The sequence below is a fragment of the Mucilaginibacter sp. PPCGB 2223 genome (assembly GCF_001705515.1).
GTDB lineage: Bacteria > Bacteroidota > Bacteroidia > Sphingobacteriales > Sphingobacteriaceae > Mucilaginibacter.
This window is the reverse complement of the sequence record NZ_MDJS01000003.1, coordinates 245,235-266,614: the sequence shown is the minus strand read 5'-3', so window position 1 is coordinate 266,614 and position 21,380 is coordinate 245,235. Positions and strand designations below refer to the sequence as shown.

Here is a 21,380-nt window from a genome sequence, read left to right as displayed (position 1 = left end):
AATAACCATTAGTTTTTATAGCTCCCCCTTTAGGGGGCTGGGGGGATTACTTAATAAACAGCAACTCCCTGAATTTCGGCAGCGGCCACATCGAGTCGTCTATTAAAAACTCCAGCTTGTCCACATGATAGCGGATAGGGTCGAAGAAGCTTTTCACTTTCTCGTCGTATGCGATAGAGCGTTCGCGGATATCTTCGATGGCGTTGGCTTTTTTACGTTCTTCGATCATCTGCTCCACATTATCCTTAATAAAGGTGATGTGGGTCGATATGCGGGTGATGATATCCAGTTGCGGCCCGTAAGTGTCGGCCTTTAAACCGATATCTTTTAAACCTTTTACGTTTTCGATCAGTTTCGACTGGTAATTCACCGCTGTTGGGATAATTACGTTGGTTACTAACTCGCCGATCAGGCGTGCTTCGATCTGTAATTTCTTGTAAAAGCTATCCAGCAATATCTCATGGCGCGCCTGCGATTCGCGGCGGGTGTAAACGCCGGTTTCTTCGAACAGGTCTTCCACTTTTTCGGTCAGTAATACATCCAAAGCTTTGGGTGTGGTTTTGATGTTGGATAAGCCACGTGCCGCAGCTTCTTTTTCCCATTCTTCGCTATAGCCGTTGCCTTCAAACCGGATCGATTTTGATTCTTTAATGTATTTCTTGATCACGGTAAGCAAAGCGATATCCTTTTTCTCGCCTTTTTTGATCAGTTTATCAACCTCAACTTTAAAACGACGCAGCTGGTGGGCCACAATAAGGTTCAAAATAGTCATCGGGCTGGATGAATTGGCTGATGAACCTACGGCACGTAATTCGAATTTATTACCGGTAAAGGCAAAAGGCGAAGTGCGGTTACGGTCGGTATTATCGCGTAAAATCTGCGGTATTTTGGGGATTCCCTGCCATAGCATGGCATCATCCTTAATTTTTTTGCTGATGCGTGAAGTTTCTATCTCATCCAGCACCTCTGTTAGCTGGCTGCCCAGGAATATAGATATGATAGCCGGAGGAGCCTCGTTTGCACCCAAACGGTGGTCGTTGCTTACCGAACTGATTGACGCACGCAGCAGGTCGGCATACTCATACACAGCTTTAATGGTGTTCACAAAAAAGGCTAAAAACATCAGGTTGTTTTTAGGTGTTTTGCCCGGCGACAACAAGTTTTTACCGGTATTGGTAATCATGCTCCAGTTGTTGTGCTTGCCCGAGCCATTGATTCCCGCATAGGGTTTTTCGTGCAGCAATACCTTAAAGTTATGGCGTTTGGCAACTTTGTCCATCACATCCATCAGTAACTGGTTGTGATCTATGGCCAGGTTGATCTCTTCGTAAATAGGTGCGCATTCAAACTGCGATGGCGCAACCTCGTTATGGCGGGTTTTTAAAGGTATACCTAATTTAAGAGCCTCGGTTTCCATGTCGAGCATAAAGGCATATACGCGCTCCGGTATCGAACCAAAATAGTGATCCTCCAGTTGCTGCCCCTTGGCCGACATGTGGCCGAACAGTGTACGGCCGGTCAGGTACAGGTCGGGCCGGGCGTTAAATAATGCCAGGTCGACCAGGAAATACTCCTGCTCAATACCCAGGCTGGCATTAACTTTTTCGATGCTTTTATCAAAATAATGGCAAACATCAACGGCGGCTTTATCCAGAGCATTCAATGCTTTTAACAAAGGAGCCTTATAATCTAAGGCTTCGCCTGTGTACGATACGAATACCGTTGGGATGCATAGGGTTTTGCCATTGTTGCTTTCGATGATGAATGCCGGCGATGAGGGGTCCCACGCGGTATAGCCGCGTGCCTCGAAGGTGTTACGGATACCGCCGCTCGGGAAGCTTGATGCATCAGGCTCCTGCTGGGCCAGTGCATCGCCCGAAAAGCGCTCGATGGCGGTACCATCGGCAGCGGGCTCAAAAAAGGCATCGTGTTTTTCGGCAGTGGTGCCGGTAAGCGGCTGGAACCAGTGCGTATAATGTGTGGCGCCTTTACCCATCGCCCAGGCTTTCATGGCCGAGGCCACCTGCTCTGCCATATCGCGGGGGATAGGTTCGCCAATTTCGATGGCGCTCACTATGCTTTGATATGCTTCTTTGGATAAATAATCCATCATTTTCTTTTTATCGAAAACATTTGAGGCAAAAAAATCAGAAATTTTTGCTCCCGGAGCTTTTACTTCCGGAATTGTGCGTGTAAGTACCGCTTGTAAAGCCTGAAATCGGATGTTTGGCATTTTTATAGGTTAATTGGTGAGCATTATACCTCAAAAATAGGAAACTCTGCATAATCTATGCATTTTTTTGGCTAAAAATAAAAAAAGTGCAGTGTTGACGGATTTTGTGATTAAAATTCAATTTTTTTTAAATTTTTTTACTGATTATCTTGTTTTTTTAAAATATTACTCATAATTTCATCAAATAATTCAAATAATCACATGATTTCTTGGAAAACAAGTGAAAAAATGATGAAAAATGAATTAAAAATCTATAATTTCTATCAAGTTTGTTCTTTTACATATAGTACACAGCTAAATTTTTACAAAACACATAATAAAAACGTAACTCACTTATCAATCAAACTAAATAAACAAACAAATGAACGTAACAACTATGAAAAAAAGGCTGCCCTTTTTTAAAGGCAGCGGGGAGAGAAAGCCCTCGTTTAGCTGGTCGGCCATTACGGCGGAGCAATGGAGATATGGTATCACCATTTTCTCCGGTAAAATTTTAGGTTTGCTCATCATCCTGGCAGCCATGATCACCTTACCAGGTTTGGTAGGTACACAGGCTCACGCAGCAACCGCAGGCCCGACAGCTATCGAAACTTCTATCATGAACTCGGTAAACACTACCTGGACACTGGTAGCCGCGTTCCTGGTGTTTGGTATGCAGGCAGGCTTCGTGATGCTGGAGGCAGGTTTTGCACGTAAGCGCGAAACCGTGAACGTGTTAATGGAGTGTATTTTTGATACCTGCTTGTGCGGTATCCTGTTCTGGGCCATAGGTTACGCGTTCATGTTCGGTCATGGCAACGGCTTTATCGGTTTCGGTGGCCTGAACAAAGATGGCAGCATCACCAACTGGTTCTTCCTGAAAGGTGTGCCCGAAACTTACGAGGCAACAGGTATCCCTGTGTTGGCTCACTGGGTTTTCCAGTTCGCTTTCGCTGATACGACCTCAACTATCACTTCGGGCGCGATGATCGGTCGTTGTTCTTTCCGCGGCGATATATTATACAGTATAGGTGTAACCGGCTTTATTTATCCTATCGTTGGTCACTGGGCCTGGGGCCCGGATGGCTGGTTAGCCACTATGGGCAGCAAAGGTGGTTTCTTCGAATCATTAGGTCAGCCTTTCCACGATTTTGCAGGTTCGACCGTAGTACACACTATAGGTGGTGTCATATCGCTGTCTGGTGCAATGGTTTTAGGGCCACGGATTGGCCGGGTGTTTATGCGCGACAGCAAAGACGGCGGTATGCCGGCTCCGCATAACCTGCCTGTAGCTACTGTGGGTGCGTTCTTACTGTGGTTCGGCTGGTATGGTTTTAACCCTGGTTCTACCTTATCGGCAATGGATGCTGATGGTATCGGCCGTATCGCATTCAATACTACTATTGCAGCCTGTACAGGTGGTTTGGGCGCTATGGTATTTGCATTATGGTTTGGCCCGACCAAAGGTAAATTCGATTTGGGTTTTACCCTGAACGGTTTATTAGCCGGTTTGGTTGCTATTACCTGCCCTTGCTTCTGGGTTAGCCCGCTGGGCGCCGTATTAATCGGTTTGGTTGCCGGTTTTGTAGTGTTCCTGGGTACTTACCTGTTAGAGTACCTGCGTATTGACGATCCTATCGGCGCTGTACCGGTACACGGTTTTGCAGGTATCTGGGGTACTTTATCATTAGGCTTATTTGCCTGCCCTGGTATTAAATTGGGCGGCTACCCTGCAGGTTCGGCTTTATCGGGCCTGTTATACGGTGGTGGTACCGCGGTGTTGAAAGCGCAGTTTATAGGCAGTGCAAGTATCACCCTGGTAACTTTTGTGGTATCATTCGTAATGATGTGGGTGATCAACAAATTACCGAACCCATGGAGACTGCGCGTTGAAGAGCACGGTGAAACCGGTCCTGGTGGTCTGGACGTGTTTGAGCACGGTGTTGAAGCATATCCTGATAAGACCTCAACAGATATCGACCTGGCAAAATTAGCCTCACCCGAACTGGTGAAATAATATAACAATAACAGCGCTGATGCCAAAGCATTGGCGCTGTTATATTAATCCAAAAAGGTTATCATATTGATAGATGATATCGATACGATAAGCTCAATTTCCAACTGGCCTTACTTTTTTTAATAATATGTAATTGAAAAATAATCAATTACGTAGCCGGGTAAATACTGGCACGAAACAAGCTAATACCTTAAAGCAATCTAATAAAATCAATCACTCAATTCAACTAAACAAACAATCATGAAACAGAAATTATTACTTATTTGTGCCCTTGCCGTATCCGGACTTGCCGCTAAAGCGCAGGACTCGATTAAGGTTACTTCCGATGCCCCGCTGGTGATCACCGGCTCTGTTGATGCGTATTATAAATACGATTTTGCAGGCAAAAAATTTGCCAACATCCCAACCAGCTTCAACAACGAAGCTAACTCGATATCTATCGGTATGATAGATCTTGGCGTGAAAAAGAAAGTCGGCAAAGCTTCTTTTGTAGGCGAGTTATCTTTTGGTCCGCGTGGCCAGGCGCAATCTCTTCCTAATGCGGCAGGTGCGTATGACGAAACTACCAATAGTTACCACATCCAAAACCTGTATGTAAGTTATGACCTAACCGATAAATTGAATGTTACCGGTGGATACATGGCTACATTTATTGGTTACGAGGTGATCTCGCCGACAGGCAATTTTAACTACTCAACTTCGTACCTGTTCACCAACGGCCCGTTCCAAAATGCAGGTGTTAAGTTAACTTACGCTTTCAGCGATAAAGTAAGCTTAATGGCAGGTATGTTTAACGATTCGTGGAATACTTACCAGTCAACCGGCGACGTATCGACTTTTGGTGCGCAATTAATGGTTGTGCCTGTTAAAAACTGGACCGCTTACCTGAACTTTATCTCTGGTTACTACTCAGGTACCGAGTTTGATTTAACTACCAACTACCAGATAACCGACGCCTTTAAATTAGGCTTAAACTTTGCTACTTTCTCACAGCCAAGCCTGAAATCATCGCCAGCTTATGGCAACGGTGGTTTTACCGGTGTTGCCCTGTACCCTCAGTTAGCGGTATCAAAGACAGTTACTTTAGGCTTACGCGGCGAATATTTCTCGGCTAATAAAGGTACATTAGGCGGTACTTATTCGGGTGTTGTTCCCGGCGAATCGGTAACTGCGTTAACAGTAACTGCTGCTGTTAAATCGGGCCCGTTAACTTTCATTCCTGAATTCAGGGTTGATAACGGCTCTAAAAACATGTTCCTGAACAGCAACGGCAAACCAACACAAGCTGCCCAGCAAATCGGCGTAGCTGCTGTTTACGCTTTCTAAACAAAATTTATTTATAAATTAGAAGCCGCCCTGAGCATATTGGGGCGGCTTTATTTTTACGGGTATGAAAAGAGTAATATTGGCCTTAACACTCTGCCTCGGGTTTGCCCGGATGGCTGTTGCGCAAAAGGATTCGCTGGCGACCGACGAGCATGGTAAGTATATTTATTACCATGTGAATGCGGGCGGGCATTCGGGAGCAAATGTGTTGTTGGTGCGTGCGTTGGATTTTTTTGATATGCCGGCCAACAGCGCAAATTTTAAAATCACCGATAAGGATGCTAACGCTAAAACTGTAGATGTTACGGGCTTCTTTGCGGTACAGAGTACGACATCGCTAACCAAACACGATGACGGCAAAATAACCTTTAAGCTACGTATAGAGGTTAAGGACGGAAGATATCGCTATTGGTTGAGCAATTTTGTTTTTATACCTTATTATAAAGATCGTTACAATAACCTGGTACCCAAGCCCGGTGTTGAGATACCTGCCGAAGAGCTCAATAAAAAGATAGATGGTAAAGATGCCGCCCATTACCTGGACGAATGCGCGGCCTTCGGTATCAAATTCGGTGCGAGGTTTAAAAAGCAGTTGGAGAGCGAACCAGTGAAAACCACCAATGGAAAGAAGGTGATTGTTACGGATAAGTGGTAAGGAGTAATACGCAAGACGAAATTATGTCGTCTTGCGTATTACTATGCGGTAAATTATTGTATTGTATTTACCTGTGTCCACGAGTATGATGTGCCTGATGGGTTTCCGGCCTTAACACCGTGATATGAATTGCCATTGCTCGTAACTATGTATGGCTCGCCCTGCGGAGTTACAGCAACACTAACACAAGATCCGCTTGGAATTAATTGGGTACCTAAGGCCGCGGTATTACGATACAGAGTATAATTGCCATTAGCATCCGGAGTAGTTCCCAGCATAAAAACAGTTCCGTCACCACCAATAGCTATATCCTTTGCAGTAACTCCGGAAACAGCCGTCCAAGTAGACCCACTTTTTTTGACAACGCTTCCAGCTGCATTTACAACCCATATCTGACCTGCGCCGGATACAGCAACCCGCACGCCAGATCTGCCTATTGATGTCCAGCTACTTCCATTATATTGATATATTGCATAATTGCCGCTCGCGTCTGGTACTGTTCCGGTTATGCAGATAAAACTACCGGCTGCGATGCTGGTAGCTGTTCCGGGAAATTGGGACGAAACAATACCTGAGGTGGTTAATTGAAAAATATTACCGGCGTTATCTATCACCAGCGGTATCTTATTTTGATCAAGAGCGATATATACAGCTGTGCCATAAATTTGTGTCCAGATACCATTTGCAGTATTGTAACTAAAAATACCATTTCCACGTAGGGTACTTTGTGCTTTGCCAATTCCCATTATGCCACCATTAATACCGCAAGTAATGCGCGCCAGATTAGATTTAGAGTACATGTAATTTACACCCGCAATATCATCATTCGATAATGCCGTTCTTTGAACGGTATATAATGAACCGTCTTTCTTGGTAATTGTCGGGAGACCGTTACTTGAGAAATCATATGGGCCATACATCATTATCGAACCGAAATCAAGTCCGTTGCTGCCATATAGGTCAAACCCATCACCACCTTGAGCTTGATACGTGTCAAAATTAAATTCGTAACCTGAGGTCACATTCCCCAAATTTATTGTGATATAATCGTCTCGGTCCATCCGACTTTGCTCGTGCCATAAGCCAATTGTATGTCCTATTTCGTGAATTACATTCCCTGTAGTACAATTGATATTTATATTGATGAATTGCTGACCGCCCTGAAGCCCCACATTCGATGAGCATCCATTAGGGTCGTCTACAAAAGTTACATAGTCTGCTTCAGTGGTACGGGCAACAAATCTAATATTGGTAAATGTTTGCCAATGATTAATTGCATCTGTAACCCTCGTCTGATTTGGAAGGCCAGGATCAATTGTATAATAAACTATCCCCTGAAACCATTTGTAAAAATAACTGGCCCGTCCGGTACTCGAAGTATGGAGTGAATTAGGATCATCAAGGTTATTTAATATAATGTCGCCTTGAAAAACGTTTTTTCCGTTGATTCGCATGTATTTAACAGGTGCGCCATTGTAATAGCCTGTTAATTCAGGGCCTCTCTGTCCTGGAAATGCTTCCTCGGTCTTTACAAGTGATGTTGCTTGTGGACCAGTTAAACCTACATTGTTTTGTTCTTTGCAACCAGCTATTGTCAGTAATACAAAAGCGATGAATAAAATTTTGTTTTTCATAGTTGTTTTTCTTTAAATATATTATAAAGTTACTATAAAATAATATTATTATAGCAGTGCGTGCGTGTTTAGCAATGATCATAATTAAATTTTTCATAATATTTGCCAAATAAAAACGTATATTAGTAATATAAACCTATACCGTTATGGCTATCAACAATGTAGATATATACGGCGACGAATGGCTGGAGCTTGTTTTTGCCAACCGCAATAAAAGTTATGGGGCTTACGAGCTGCGTAAGCATTATTCGGCAACAGTGCTTAAGGCGTTGGCGGTAACGTTCGGTTTTTTTGGCGTAGTGGCCTTTGGCGCTTTTTTGCTGCTTAAACCTGCGCCTATAGCAGCCCGGCCGATCGGCCGCGAAGTAACCACTGTCCTGCAGCCTATTGTAATAGCCCGGCCGGAGGCTGCAGCGCCTGTACATCATTCACATCATCACACCCGCAATGGGCATACCTATTCGCCCGCGCCGGCTGTGCAGGCCAACCCGCAACCACAAACAAGCCGCGTCCCTGCCGGTACAGTAAATGTATTACCATCCGAAACAGGCGGAAGCGAAGCCAACCGGATTAGTGTTATTGAGGATAAAACGGTTTATTCGCCAGCCAATGCCGATGAGAAGCCATTGCCTGTAGGCGGCGCACAAGGCTGGATGAACTACCTGCAAAAGAACCTGGTTTACCCCGAAGATGCCCGCCAGAAAAAAATATCGGGCAGGGTAGAGCTAAGTTTTATTGTAGAAAAAGACGGCCGCATATCAGACATCACCGTTGAGCAACCCGCCGGGCATGGTTTCGACGAGGAAGCGGTACGCGTACTGCAGCAATCGCCCGCATGGCAGCCGGGTATAAAAGACGGGCAGCCTGTCCGCATCCGCTACCATTTGCCTGTTAGTTTCAGGATGATGAAGTAGTTCATTGGTTCATTGGTCATTAGTTCATTAGTCATTGGTTCATTGGTCATTGGTTCATTAGTCATTTTTTAGTTTTAGTAACCAAATTAAACACAGTTAACAGCAGTTAACACCCGCATTGTGCATAACCACGTTTTCCTAACAATCAGGCAAATTAAACTTTCTAAACCAAGGCATTTTCCTAATTTTGCGGCATCGTTAAAAACAAAACCCCATACCTTGTGGAGCAGCAATTAACCACCGTAGATACCGCTAAAAATTTAGGCTTACTTCCCGACGAATTTGACAGGATAAAAGAGATACTGGGGCGTACCCCCAACTTTACCGAACTCTCCATCTTTTCGGTAATGTGGAGCGAGCATTGCTCGTATAAAAACTCTATCACCTGGTTAAAAACACTGCCTAAAGACGGGCCGCGCATGCTGGCCAAAGCAGGTGAGGAAAACGCCGGTCTGGTTGATCTGGGCGACGGCATTGGCTGCGCCTTTAAGATAGAGAGCCATAACCACCCCTCGGCTTTGGAGCCTTACCAGGGAGCGGCAACAGGCGTTGGCGGTATTAACCGCGATATTTTTACGATGGGAGCAAGGCCTATCGCACAGCTAAACTCGCTCCGTTTTGGCGACCTCAAACTCGATAAAACCAAATGGCTGGTTAAAGGCGTGGTAAAAGGCATCGGCGACTATGGTAACGCTTTCGGCATCCCAACCGTGGGCGGCGAACTGTTTTTTGACGATTGCTATAATATCAACCCGCTGGTTAACGCGTTTTCGGCAGGTATAGTCAAAGCCGGCGAAACCGTTTCGGCAACCTCATACGGCGTAGGCAACCCGGTATACATTGTAGGCTCGGCAACGGGTAAGGATGGCATACATGGCGCGGCTTTCGCGTCGAAAGATATTACCGAAGATTCGGTGAACGATTTGCCTGCCGTACAGGTGGGCGACCCTTTCCAGGAAAAATTATTGTTAGAGGCTACCCTCGAAGTTATCAAAACCGGCGCCGTAGTTGGTATGCAGGATATGGGCGCGGCGGGTATCATCTGCTCCAACTCCGAAATGTCGGCCAAGGGCGAGCATGGTATGCGCATCGACCTGGATAAAGTACCAACCCGCCAGGCAAATATGCAGCCTTTCGAAATATTGCTGTCGGAGTCGCAGGAGCGGATGCTCATCGTGGTGCACAAAGGCCGCGAAGCAGAGGTAGAAGCCGTTTTTGATAAATGGGACCTGAACTGTGCGATTATAGGTGAGGTTACCGATACCAAACGCTTACATTACTATATGCACGGCGAACTGGTTGCCGATGTACCTGCCGACGACCTGGTTTTAGGCGGCGGCGCACCGGTTTACAAACGCGAGTATAAAGAGCCTGCCTACTTTGCAAAAAATCAGCAATTTAAAATAGATGATGTTGCACAACCGGCTGATCTGAAAGCTGTTGCCGATCATTTGGTGTCGCATCCCAACATCGCCTCAAAACGCTGGGTAAGCAACCAGTACGATAGCATGGTAGGTACAGCCACCATGACCACCAACCGCCCCTGCGATGCAGCTGTTGTGGCCGTAAAAGGTACCGATAAGGCCATCGTGATCACGGTTGACTGTAACTCGCGCTACGTATACGCCGACCCGCAAAAAGGTACCGCTATTGCTGTGGCCGAAGCCGCACGTAACATCACCTGCGCCGGTGGCGAACCGGTAGCTATCACCAACTGCTTAAACTTTGGCAACCCTTACGTGCCCGAGGTATACTGGCAGTTTGTTGGCGCAATAAAAGGCATGGGCGAAGCGTGTACCAAATTCGAAACCCCGGTAACCGGCGGTAACGTGAGTTTCTATAACCAATCTACAGACGACGGCCCGGTATTCCCGACACCGACCATCGGTATGCTGGGCGTAATGGACGACCTGGATAACCTGATGACTTCCGACTTTAAACAGGCGGGTGACCTGATCTATCTCGTGGGCGAGTCGCAAAACGATATCGCATCGAGCCAATACCTGGCATCGTACCATAAAATATTGGCAGCGCCCGCACCATATTTCGACCTGGAAAAAGAATATGCTACACACCAGGTGATCAAACAACTCATCAAACAAAAACTGATCGTATCGGCGCATGATGTGGCCGATGGTGGCTTGTACATTGCGCTGTTAGAATCGGCTATGCCAAACGGCTTAGGTTTTGCTGTCGAAAGCGATGAAGCTATCCGTAAAGATGCTTTCCTTTTCGGCGAAGCGCAGGGCAGGGTAGTGGTTTCGGTTAAACCGGAGCAACAGGAAGCCTTTATCGAACTACTGTCGACTTCAGAGATCGAATTTAGTTTACTGGGTACGGTAAATAGCGGCGATCTGCTGGTAGATGGCGAATCGTTTGGTAGTACGGCAGGCGCTAAGGATGTTTACGATAACGTGCTGCACAATATTTTAGGGGCGTAATAGCCCCGCCCAACCCTCCCCGGAAGGGAGGGCTTTAAAACCGGCCAATGCTTAAGATCAATAAAGTCCACCATATCGCCATTATCTGTTCGGATTACCAAAAATCAAAACAGTTTTATACGGAAACATTAGGCTTTACCATCGTGCGCGAAGTTTATCGAAAAGAGCGCGATTCGTACAAGCTCGACCTGGAAGTTGACGGTGAATATCAGATAGAGCTGTTCTCGTTCCCCAATCCTCCTGCAAGGCTATCGCATCCCGAAGCAGCAGGCCTGCGCCATTTAGCTTTTGAGGTTGATGATATGGATATTGCCGTAAAGCATATCGAAGCAAATGGCATTACCGTTGAGCCCATCCGCATTGACGAATTTACCGGCAAACGCTACACCTTTTTTGCCGACCCGGATGGCTTGCCGATAGAGTTTGTGGAGAAATAACCATATTATTGTGTGGGCTGTCATCCTGAGCTTGTCGAAGGATAACGGGTAAGGCCAACCGCACGATGGTTCGACAGGCTCACCATGACATCCGGCTTTTCTTATGTTATTCCAATTTAAACAATTCACCGTCGACCAAAGCAATTGCGCCATGAAGATCAATACCGATGGCGTATTGCTCGGTGCTTTTGTTGAAAAGGAGCAACCCGAAAGCATGCTGGACATTGGCACCGGCACCGGTGTAATCGCTTTGATGCTTGCCCAGAAGTTTGCAGAAGCACAGATTGATGCTGTTGAGCTGGATGAGGCCGCCGCCCGGACAGCTGGTCGTAACTTCGAAGACTCACCTTTCAAAAGCAAACCACAAGTCTATTCAGGTAGTTTTCAACAATATTTTGATGAATATCCCGAAAAGAAATATGATCTCATCGTATCCAACCCGCCGTTTTATATTAATTCGCTCGGGGCCTCAACAAAACAGGTCAACCTGGCCAAACATGCCGATCAAACTTTTTTTAACGACCTGATCAGCTATGTCGCCCGGCATCTTAACCCTGAAGGTGAATGCTGGCTCATACTCCCTTTGGTTACGGCAGGATTGGTGTTGGAATTGGCAAACCAAAACGGATTGCACCTTCAAAAAACTATCGGCATACATTCCTTTGCCGACTCGGAACCGCACCGGCAGATCATCATTTTATCGCCATCGCAAACAAAAAAAGCCGATGAACAGTTTGTTATTTATGAGGATATCAAAGTTTACAGCCAGGAATATCGGGAACGTTTGCGTGGATTTTTTACGATATTTTAAACTCAGAACCGATATTAAAGGTTTATAACAGGTATCTTACACCCTGATATGACGAAAATTGGCCTGTTGTCTGATACCCACGGTTACCTCGACGATGCCGTATTTAAGCATTTTAAGGAGGTGGATGAGATATGGCACGCAGGCGATTTTGGTACTATCGAGCTTGCAGATCAGTTAGCGGCCTTTAAACCGTTACGCGGAGTATACGGCAATATTGATGGAGCCGACATCCGTTTGCAATACCCGGAAAACCTGCGTTTCACCTGCGAGAAGGTAGATGTATGGATGACGCACATTGGCGGGTACCCGGATAAATACAGCCCGGCTGTAAAGCGTACAATTTACACTAAGCCTCCTGGTTTGTTTATCTCGGGGCACTCGCACATACTGAAAATAATGTTTGATAAAAAGATCAATTGTTTGCACATAAACCCCGGTGCAGCGGGTAAACAAGGATGGCACAGGATGCAGACATTGGTTCGGTTTTGCATTTCTGAAGAAAAAATTCATACCTTAGAGGTAATCGAGTTGGGTAAAACATAATGTATAAAATACACTAAGTATATGACAGGACTTACTACTTTAGGACAATTCATCATTGAGAAACAAGCCGATTTTCCGTACGCCAAAGGAGAGTTATCCCGATTGCTGCGGGACATAGGGATTGCCGCTAAGATAGTTAACCGCGAAGTAAACAAAGCCGGGCTGATGGACATTTTAGGCGATGCAGGCAGCACCAATGTGCAGGGCGAATCGCAAAAAAAGCTGGATGTATTTGCCAACGATCAGTTTATATCGGCACTGCGCAGCGGCGGTGAATGCTGTATCGTCGTATCTGAAGAGAACGACGAGTACCTGTATATCGATTCGGAGATATCAAAAAATGCCAAGTACATTGTAGCAATGGACCCGCTCGACGGTTCATCAAATATTGATGTGAACGTAAGCGTGGGTACTATTTTCTCTATATTTCGCCGTAAATCAACCGAAGGTAAGGCAACATTGGAAGATGTTCTGCAAAAAGGTGTTGACCAGGTGGCGGCCGGATACGTGATCTACGGATCGTCGACCATGCTGGTGTACACCACCGGCAAAGGCGTTAACGGGTTTACTTTAGACCCATCAATAGGCGAGTTTTGCTTATCGCACCCAAACATGACCATCCCTAAGGACGGGCATATCTACTCGATAAACGAGGGGTACTATACCCACTTCCCGGACGGGGTTAAGAAATACATCAAATACTGCCAGGTTGAAGACGAAGCGACTAACCGCCCTTATACCTCGCGCTATACCGGCTCAATGGTGGCCGATTTGCACCGTAATATGATCAAAGGCGGTATATTTATTTATCCAATCACGGCACAAGCGCCCAACGGTAAGCTGCGTTTGGTATACGAGTGCAACCCGATGGCCTTTATTATTGAGCAGGCAGGTGGTTTTGCATCGAATGGGTATCAGCGTATCCTCACGCTTGATGTAACCGAATTGCACCAGCGCTCGGCTATATTCATAGGCTCCTGCAATATGGTTAAGCGTGCCGAAGAAATGATGGCCTGCTTTTCGCCGCAAATCACCAAAACCTCGTTTGAAGGAGTGGTGAATATTCAGTAGGAATTCGGATGTTCGATTTCGGATTTTTTCTCTTCGCGCGTCATTGCGAGGTATGAAGCAATCTCTACTTAGGAAAAGCGGATTTTCAAATACTTTATGCTATTTTAGGGCGTTGCCTCTGGCCGCGCTATACGCTCATACTACACAGGCATTGGCCACGGGCCGGTATCCCTGCCTGCCGTCAGGTGGGCGCTTCCATCGCTAACGCAGGCATACGTTTATAACAAGCCACCCCGTGCAGCCTCAGCTTCAAAAACGCTGTCGATCAGCAACCCCGGTTGTTTATAGGCGTTAACCGCCAACTGATCGCAGCGCTCGTTTTCAGGATGTCCGTTATGCCCGCGTACCCAGGTAAATTTAATGTGGTGAAGTTTGGCCAGATCGAGATAACGCAGCCAGAGGTCCTTATTCTTTTTATCCTTAAAGCCCTTAGCCAGCCAGCCATTTACCCAGCGTTTCTCGATAGCGTCGATCACGTATTTCGAGTCGGAGTAGATCATCACCTGCTGACCAGGATTTTTCAAAGCTTCAAGCGCTTTAATTACTGCCAAAAGCTCCATGCGGTTATTGGTAGTTTTGCGGAAACCTTCCGAAAGTTCTTTATAATGCCGGCCCGAACGCAGGATAACGCCATAACCTCCCGGACCCGGGTTGCCGCTTGATGCGCCGTCGGTAAAAATTTCGATCATTAGTTAGTCGATAGTTGATAGTCCATAGACCATAGCCTTGAACTATACCACGAAGATGGCAAATTATGTCTTAATCAAAAAACAAACGAGCTTTTTATAACTATGGACTATGGTCTATCGACTATTAGCAAGCGGGCCCTACCCCGCGCTTATCTCATCATAAGCAGCTCCTAAACTGGCTTTAATGCCCTGGCCTTGCCAGTCATCAACGCCAGGTATAGCGGTTATTGCCAGTACGTCGTCTTTGGTTTTACCGGCTTTGATCTGTGCGCTTACCAGGTCAGCAAGCCTGTCCATATAATTCTGCATGGCTTTGATATCGTCCATCGTACCCACTACCTTTTCGGGATCGAAGGCATGGCCGAATACAAACTGGGTGTCTTTATCGAATTGTTTTTGAGCCTGTTGTAAGGCTACCGACCAATGCCTGATCGAAGCGCCGGCCTTCGGGTCAACAACCGGGTAACGGCGGTTAAACACCAGGTCGCCAGTATGAACGATGTTGGCATTTTCGAAATGGATCATGGCATCACCGTTGGTATGGCCGGGGCCAAAGTAATGCGCTTTAATGTTTTCGTCGCCAACCTTAATTTTCCAGGTATCGGTAAAAGTTGTATCTGGGTATAGCTGCTGATCTTCTTTATGCTGCGCAACCGCCACATTGGTTTGGTTGATGAGCGAGTTTTTATGTGCAGCTACCTTTTTTACAATGCCTTTAAACGAAATATTGCCGCTGGTATGGTCGCCGTGGTGATGGGTATTGATGAGCCATTCAAAAGGCTTATCGCTGCGGGTTTTTAGTTCGGTTATCAAATGCGTGGCCTGTTCGGGGAACTCGGCATCAACAACCACAATACCTTCTTTATTGATCAGCCAGGCAATCGTACCACCCTTTTCGGTAAAGATGCCTACGTTGTTACGCAGGGTTTTGATTTGATAAGGCTGTTGTAAAAAGGCAAAGCTTTTGTTGCTCAATAAAGCCACGGCTGCGGCCGACATACCGGCTTTGTATAAAAATTCGCTGCGTTTCATTTGGTTACGGTAAGGTTAGTTAAAGATACATCAATAATACCGCCGTAAACAATAAAGGGTTGCTCAAAATCGGGCAACCCTTTGTAATATATCGGTTACGCTTACAGGTTAGGTGCCTTGCGGTCGCCGGCTACGCCGGGTTCATGGTCGACCATACGTTCCGTTTTGCGGGTATGATCGATGCCGACGTTGCTTGGATCAAGATTATCCAATGTAGTTTTACGTTCGTGTTCGGGCTGTGGCGGAGTTACCTCTTTGGTATGCTTAAAATCCGACTCATTATTCTTTCCTTTTTCCATATTATCCTTTCTTGGTTGTGTTACCTCTCTGTTGGGTTGATTCTCTGCCGGTACCTCGGCAGGGTTAGGGTTTTGATCCGGATTGACCCCGGATACCAGGCTGCCGAATTTGGCGTTCTTAACGCTGTGCGGATCTGCATTTAACTGGTCGTCATCGTCAAGGTCCGAGTCGTTCAGTTCATCGCTTACGTTTGCAGCATCCCACTCGTCGCGGTTTTCCACGTCGAGGTCGCGGCCTGTAACATCGTTATCTTTTAAACCGGCATCATCGTCGTCTGGGTCGGGGGCAGGTAGTTTCGAGTCCGACACCCGGTCGCTCGTTATCGCGTCGTCATCGCGAATGTCCTCGTCGCGGTGGCGCCTTAAAACATCATTATTCAACTGGTCGTCCCTGGCCCTCCAGTTAACCTCTTTTATATCTTTCATGACAGTTATCTTTATAAATGATTGTATCTATAAAACAACTGTGGTTTCGTAAAGGTTTTAAATATTTCTAATAAAGAAATGTTAGGCCATGGTCGATGGTCAATAGTCGATGGCCATTCGCATTTCTATGGACTATGGTCTATCGACTATCGACTCTTTCGCTCTCACCGTCCGCTGTTCAATGCGTTTCTCGTAGTTCTCGCCTTTAAAAATGCGGTGCACGTAGATGCCGGGGGTGTGTATGTGGTCGGGGTTGAGTTCGCCCGGTTCAACCAGCTCTTCTACTTCGGCGATGGTAATTTTGCCTGCCATGGCCATAACCGGGTTAAAATTACGTGCGGTTGAGCGGTAAATGAGGTTGCCCATGGTATCACCTTTCCAGGCTTTTACAATCGCAAAATCGGCATCAAATGCCATCTCCATCAGATAATCCTTACCGTTAAAATTACGTATCTCTTTGCCGATAGCCACTTCAGTGCCAATGCCTGCCGGGGTAAATATGGCAGGCATGCCATAGCCTGCAGCCATGCAACGGGTGGCCAATGTTCCTTGCGGGATCAGTTCCACATCCAGTTCGCCGCTCAATAGCTGCCGCTCAAACTCGGCGTTTTCGCCAACATAGCTCGATACCATTTTTTTTACCTGCCGGTTGTTGAGCATCAGGCCGATGCCAAAATCATCCAAACCGGCGTTATTGGATATACAGGTGAGGTTTTTAACACCCTTTTTTACCAGGGCGGCTATACACTTTTCGGGTATGCCGCACATGCCAAAGCCGCCTAACATCAGCGTCATGCCATCGGTAATATCTTTTATCGCTTCGTCTGCACCGCTAACAACTTTATTCATAACTTTATAATTGGTACTGCTAAATTAAAACTTATTGGCATTGGTATGATCTAAAATATCGCCCAGCTAAAACAATTCATTTTTTTAACTATTACTTTATATGATATGTAAAACTATAACGTTATGGAACCCGATGAACTGTACAACCAGCCTAAACCCGAAGCACACCGTGTAGACGATAATAAAAACCCCGGCGAAAGCAACCTTAAACGCGCCCTGAACTTTGGCGCGCATACCGAGCCTGTTAAAGAGGGTAAGGCCATGGGTGGCCATAAATTCGGGCAGGAGGTACATCCGCCTACCGGCGACGATAAGAACAACCCCTCGCAAAATGCGGGCTATACCAATGCTTACCTCGCTAAAACCGAACCATCCGAAGAATATACCGACTATAACAATTTTAAGGCGCCAGGCCAGGAGGGCGAGCCTAATTACCAGCAATCATTACCGATCGACCCTGCCGAGCATCTTAACAGCCATCACGACCATGCCGGGCCCGGCGATAATGCGGAATAGAGAAATATCGAATTTCGGATATCGAATTTTTAAATACTTTGGATATTCTAAAAATTAGAGATTGAACATTCGAAATTCGACATCAAAAATCACCACTTAATATTGGTATCCATAAACCTGATCAGGTCATCGGCCATGGCCTGGTGCTCTTTAATGGTTGGGTGGCCCGGCGAGTTTTTATATGCAAATAAGTGCACAAAAACCTTTTTATCGCCCAACTGGTCAACCGCGCTTTGGATATATCCCGGCCACGGCGAACCTTCTTTTGTGGCATCCATACTGCCTAAGGCGCAGATAATTTGTGCCGATGGGTTTTTGGCGCGGATGCTTTTCAGCAGATCTTTATAGGCGTTAATGATATAGGGCGCTTCGGGCGGCCCGTTCGGGAACTTGGCGATAAACTCCGGCCGGGTAGGCTGGCGCATCAGCGAAGCATCGTTCTGGAAAAGGTTGATCACGATCACTTCGGGCGTGTACCTGGAAAAATCCCATTTGCTGGCAGGGTCCATCGGGTTAAGGCGGTCGAATATCTGCCCCATATTTTCGTTATAGTAGCCGAACATCACACCGATGCCGCTTTTGGCAATGAACGAGTACCGGGCATCATAATGCCTGGCCACCAGCGCACCGTAGCTGATGTAGTTGTTTTTATAACGGCTCAGGTACGAGTCGGCGCCCGAGTAATCCTCAACGGCATAGCCCGCGGTTATGCTGTTGCCGTAAAACTCGATGGCCCGATTTTTCTGCGGCGAAGCGTTCAGTATCTCGCCCTTGCCTTCTAACTGGAAGTTGTAAAATATGCTGTAGCCATCGCTAAACTCGGTGCGCTTGTACAGCAGCAGCGTATGGTTGCCGGCGGGCAGGTTTGATGCCAGGGTATACAGGCGTTTGGCCGTATCGGGGTGCAAAACGGTTATCTTACCATCGATAATGATGTTGAAGTAGTTTTCGCCGCGCTCATCCTTCAGTAAAACCTTAACGGTGCTGCCGGTAAAGTTGATCTCCATCGAGGTGCCCGACCAGTACAATTGTGCCGCCCCGTCCTTACGGCCGATGCGCCCCTGGTAACGGATGTGCGGGTCCTGGCTGTCGATGATCTTTTGCGCGCTGGCGCTCAGGGCAAACAGCAGTAAAAATATAGTGAGCTTTAAAAAACGCATGTTGTGGTGTTATGGCTCTAAGATAGGTTTTAATGTGCAAATGTGAAATTAATCAGTCCTTCAGTGTCATTCAACAGGGGGGGAATTGTAAGAAAATTTTCGTTATCCTTTGCTCTCAATAATCGCTAATAAGCCTGGCGCTTAACCTACAAGATACGGAAAATCTGCTAAAAAGCCAAACGAGGTCTATCCTAACATAAACAAAACGGACGGCGGCCACAAGCCATCCGCCCGTTTTCGGGTTAGTTATACGCGGTGGTTTTAATGCAATGCCCCGGCTAAAGTATTATTGGCATCCCACCAAACTGCACAACAACTCCAATATGCTATGGGTTGCCTTGGGTTTCAAATAATTATGGCTTTTGTAATTTCTTATCCCTTAGCAAAAAAACTTTTTCACCTAAGCAACCATTCCCGGGGTTTTGCTGTGTTGACCACGTCAAACCAATCTTATTACGAAGTAATACACCCCCCGATGGGAGAAGCAGAATTACAACAAATACTGGCTGGTTGCCTGAAAAACGATCGGAAAGATCAGAAAGCGCTGTACAAAACTTTTTATGGTTTTGCGATGGGGATATGCCTGCGGTATGCGGTTAACCGCTACGAGGCATCGGAGGTGATGAACCAGGGCTTTTACAAGGTTTTTACCAAACTTGATCAGTACGACTGTACCAAACCTTTTAAGGCCTGGCTGGGGCGCGTGATGATCAATACCGCCATAAATTACTACCGCAGTAATTTAAAAACGGCTTATACCGATAATATCGACGATATGGAGTATGCCGGCAATTACGATCTGCCCGATCATAAGCTCGAGTATGGCGACCTGCTGGCCATGGTTCAAAAGCTGCCCCAGGCTTACCGTACGGTATTCAACCTGTACGCCATTGAAGGTTATACGCACGAGGAGATTGGTGTTTTGTTAGGCATATCAGATGGTACGTCGAAATCAAACCTGTTTAAAGCAAGGGAAAAACTCAAAAAAATGGTTATTGCTGCAGCAAAACTTCCCCGCGCCTCCGACACCGATACCTATTATGCCACAGGTGCAATTGACGTAATTAAACTAAATGTTACCCTCTAAAATTAGCTGATATATGAACCTGCATAGCGATAACGAATTAGATTTCCTGTTCAAAAACAAACTAACCACCGAGGATAACGGGCAGCTTTTCGAGGAAGAGGAATGGGAGAACATGGAAAGTATCCTGTTACACAAACCACGTAAAAAAGCCGGGATAATCTGGTTATACCAAATATCTGGCGGTATGGCGGCATCGCTGCTGGTATGTTTAGGCCTGTATTTTGTATTGCATTCTCCGGGCAAAGCACCGGTTAATGGCGGGCATAAAATCGCTTATGCACCTGCTTCTATACGTAAAGGCCAGCACATTAAAAACCAAGGGCAAAATATGATCGGATCACATCAGATCATAGCTTCTGATGCCGCTGCCGAACCCCCTCATCATCATACCCGGGTACCGAAAGCATTACACAATACCGCTTATGCCGACAGCGGGAGCAGGCCTGCCGATGCGGCACAAACACTTAGCCTTGCGGCTGCAGATACAAAACCGCATTTTGATGAGGGCCTTAACAACCTGTTAATCAATGCATCGGCAAGCATCGATCCGGCAAATAGGGGTACTGCTGATCATAAAAATGCGGTAAAAGCATCTGCCTCGGCAGACGACAGATTTGCACTGGCTGTTATGGCCGCGCCCGATCTGAACGGGGTTAATTCGTTCAGCAACGAGCGTACGGGCATCGATCTGGCCATACAGTTTTCGCTGAAACTGACGTCGAAGCTAAGTATCAGTACCGGCGCTTCGTACGCTATTAAACCCTACCAAACCAGTATACGCAATTACAGAACGAACAGCCCCGGGTGGAGTTCGGCCTTGTGGACAAGCAACGCCAAACCCAATACGGTTAATGCCGATTGCTACGTGCTCGATATCCCGCTCAATATCAATTACCAGGTGTATAACAGGGGCAATAGCAGTTTCACGGTGGGTACGGGATTATCATCGTACCTGATGCTGAAGGAAGATTACCGTTTCGACTTCCCCGACCCGGCCAAAAGCGCTGTCGATTTGGATATCAATAACCAAAACCGGCACATTCTCGGGGTATGGGACCTCGATATTAACTACCGGCACCGCCTCAACAATAAGCTTGGGTTGCTTGTACAGCCGTATCTAAAACTCCCGATAACCCGGATCGGTTTCGGGCAGGTGGATCTGCAATCGGCCGGGGTAGCGGTGGGGTTTGATTGGAATGTGAGGTAGGTTTTTTAGTTGCATGTCATTGCGAGGACTGACGCTGCGTTCTGATAGCCACGC

General features: G+C 46.5%; 19 protein-coding genes. 12 read left to right on the top strand and 7 right to left on the bottom strand.

Annotation, left to right across the window (positions count from 1 at the left end; genetic code table 11):
• Positions 1-46: 46 nt before the first annotated feature.
• Complete coding sequence (locus tag BEL04_RS15975) at positions 47-2,233, bottom strand: glutamine synthetase III (protein WP_066005789.1); 2,187 nt, start codon at positions 2,231-2,233, stop codon at positions 47-49.
• Positions 2,234-2,609: 376 nt separating this feature from the next.
• On the opposite strand from BEL04_RS15975, the gene BEL04_RS15970 reads away from it, so the two are divergent.
• From BEL04_RS15970 to BEL04_RS15960, 3 genes are all read left to right on the top strand, one after another.
• Positions 2,610-4,229, top strand: a complete 1,620-nt coding sequence (locus BEL04_RS15970) for an ammonium transporter (RefSeq protein WP_139113071.1) — start codon at positions 2,610-2,612, stop codon at positions 4,227-4,229.
• Between the two features lie 240 nt (positions 4,230-4,469).
• Entirely contained in the window at positions 4,470-5,555 is a 1,086-nt protein-coding gene (locus BEL04_RS15965; RefSeq protein WP_066005787.1) for a porin, read from the top strand.
• Positions 5,556-5,619: 64 nt separating this feature from the next.
• Complete coding sequence (locus BEL04_RS15960; protein ID WP_066005786.1) at positions 5,620-6,210, top strand: DUF4468 domain-containing protein; 591 nt, start codon at positions 5,620-5,622, stop codon at positions 6,208-6,210.
• A gap of 53 nt (positions 6,211-6,263) precedes the next feature.
• Here BEL04_RS15960 and BEL04_RS15955 read toward each other — a convergent pair whose 3' ends face one another.
• On the bottom strand, positions 6,264-7,844 hold the full coding sequence (locus BEL04_RS15955; protein ID WP_066005785.1) for a M12 family metallopeptidase: 1,581 nt from the start codon (positions 7,842-7,844) through the stop codon (positions 6,264-6,266).
• A 146-nt stretch (positions 7,845-7,990) separates the two neighbouring features.
• Between BEL04_RS15955 and BEL04_RS15950 the strand changes: the two genes are divergently transcribed.
• The 6 genes from BEL04_RS15950 (at position 7,991) to fbp (ending at position 14,061) form a co-directional block, all read left to right on the top strand.
• Positions 7,991-8,758 (top strand): energy transducer TonB, encoded by a 768-nt coding sequence (locus tag BEL04_RS15950; RefSeq protein WP_066005784.1) that lies wholly within the window; start codon positions 7,991-7,993, stop codon positions 8,756-8,758.
• Positions 8,759-8,979: 221 nt separating this feature from the next.
• Complete coding sequence (purL, locus tag BEL04_RS15945) at positions 8,980-11,199, top strand: phosphoribosylformylglycinamidine synthase subunit PurL (RefSeq protein WP_066005783.1); 2,220 nt, start codon at positions 8,980-8,982, stop codon at positions 11,197-11,199.
• A gap of 47 nt (positions 11,200-11,246) precedes the next feature.
• The gene (locus tag BEL04_RS15940; protein ID WP_066005782.1) at positions 11,247-11,636 is read left to right on the top strand and encodes a VOC family protein; all 390 of its coding nucleotides are present in this window, start codon (positions 11,247-11,249) and stop codon (positions 11,634-11,636) included.
• 103 nt (positions 11,637-11,739) lie between these two features.
• Complete coding sequence (locus tag BEL04_RS15935) at positions 11,740-12,447, top strand: tRNA1(Val) (adenine(37)-N6)-methyltransferase (RefSeq protein ID WP_066005781.1); 708 nt, start codon at positions 11,740-11,742, stop codon at positions 12,445-12,447.
• 48 nt (positions 12,448-12,495) lie between these two features.
• A complete protein-coding gene (locus BEL04_RS15930; RefSeq protein WP_066005780.1) occupies positions 12,496-12,990 on the top strand; it encodes a metallophosphoesterase in 495 nt (164 codons plus the stop codon).
• A 21-nt stretch (positions 12,991-13,011) separates the two neighbouring features.
• Positions 13,012-14,061 (top strand): class 1 fructose-bisphosphatase, encoded by a 1,050-nt coding sequence (gene fbp / locus BEL04_RS15925; RefSeq protein WP_066005779.1) that lies wholly within the window; start codon positions 13,012-13,014, stop codon positions 14,059-14,061.
• Positions 14,062-14,279: 218 nt separating this feature from the next.
• Here the strand turns inward: fbp and rnhA are convergent, their stop codons facing one another.
• From rnhA to BEL04_RS15905, 4 genes are all read right to left on the bottom strand, one after another.
• On the bottom strand, positions 14,280-14,750 hold the full coding sequence (gene rnhA, locus BEL04_RS15920; RefSeq protein ID WP_066005778.1) for a ribonuclease HI: 471 nt from the start codon (positions 14,748-14,750) through the stop codon (positions 14,280-14,282).
• Positions 14,751-14,888: 138 nt separating this feature from the next.
• Positions 14,889-15,782, bottom strand: a complete 894-nt coding sequence (locus BEL04_RS15915; protein ID WP_066005777.1) for an MBL fold metallo-hydrolase — start codon at positions 15,780-15,782, stop codon at positions 14,889-14,891.
• Between the two features lie 101 nt (positions 15,783-15,883).
• Positions 15,884-16,507 carry a hypothetical protein gene (locus tag BEL04_RS15910; protein WP_066005776.1) on the bottom strand — a complete coding sequence of 208 codons (624 nt, stop codon included), beginning with the start codon at positions 16,505-16,507 and terminating at the stop codon, positions 15,884-15,886.
• 132 nt (positions 16,508-16,639) lie between these two features.
• Positions 16,640-17,356, bottom strand: a complete 717-nt coding sequence (locus BEL04_RS15905; RefSeq protein ID WP_066005775.1) for a CoA transferase subunit A — start codon at positions 17,354-17,356, stop codon at positions 16,640-16,642.
• Between the two features lie 123 nt (positions 17,357-17,479).
• Between BEL04_RS15905 and BEL04_RS15900 the strand changes: the two genes are divergently transcribed.
• Positions 17,480-17,872: a hypothetical protein gene (locus tag BEL04_RS15900; RefSeq protein WP_066005774.1), complete on the top strand. Its 393-nt coding sequence runs from the start codon at positions 17,480-17,482 to the stop codon at positions 17,870-17,872.
• A gap of 89 nt (positions 17,873-17,961) precedes the next feature.
• On the opposite strand, the gene BEL04_RS15895 is transcribed toward BEL04_RS15900, so the two are convergent.
• Positions 17,962-19,032 (bottom strand): SGNH/GDSL hydrolase family protein, encoded by a 1,071-nt coding sequence (locus BEL04_RS15895; RefSeq protein WP_066005773.1) that lies wholly within the window; start codon positions 19,030-19,032, stop codon positions 17,962-17,964.
• A 475-nt stretch (positions 19,033-19,507) separates the two neighbouring features.
• Between BEL04_RS15895 and BEL04_RS15890 the strand changes: the two genes are divergently transcribed.
• Both BEL04_RS15890 and BEL04_RS15885 read left to right on the top strand, forming a co-directional pair.
• Positions 19,508-20,119, top strand: a complete 612-nt coding sequence (locus tag BEL04_RS15890; protein ID WP_066005772.1) for an RNA polymerase sigma factor — start codon at positions 19,508-19,510, stop codon at positions 20,117-20,119.
• Positions 20,120-20,132: 13 nt separating this feature from the next.
• Positions 20,133-21,326 carry a hypothetical protein gene (locus tag BEL04_RS15885; RefSeq protein WP_066005771.1) on the top strand — a complete coding sequence of 398 codons (1,194 nt, stop codon included), beginning with the start codon at positions 20,133-20,135 and terminating at the stop codon, positions 21,324-21,326.
• Positions 21,327-21,380 lie beyond the last annotated feature (54 nt).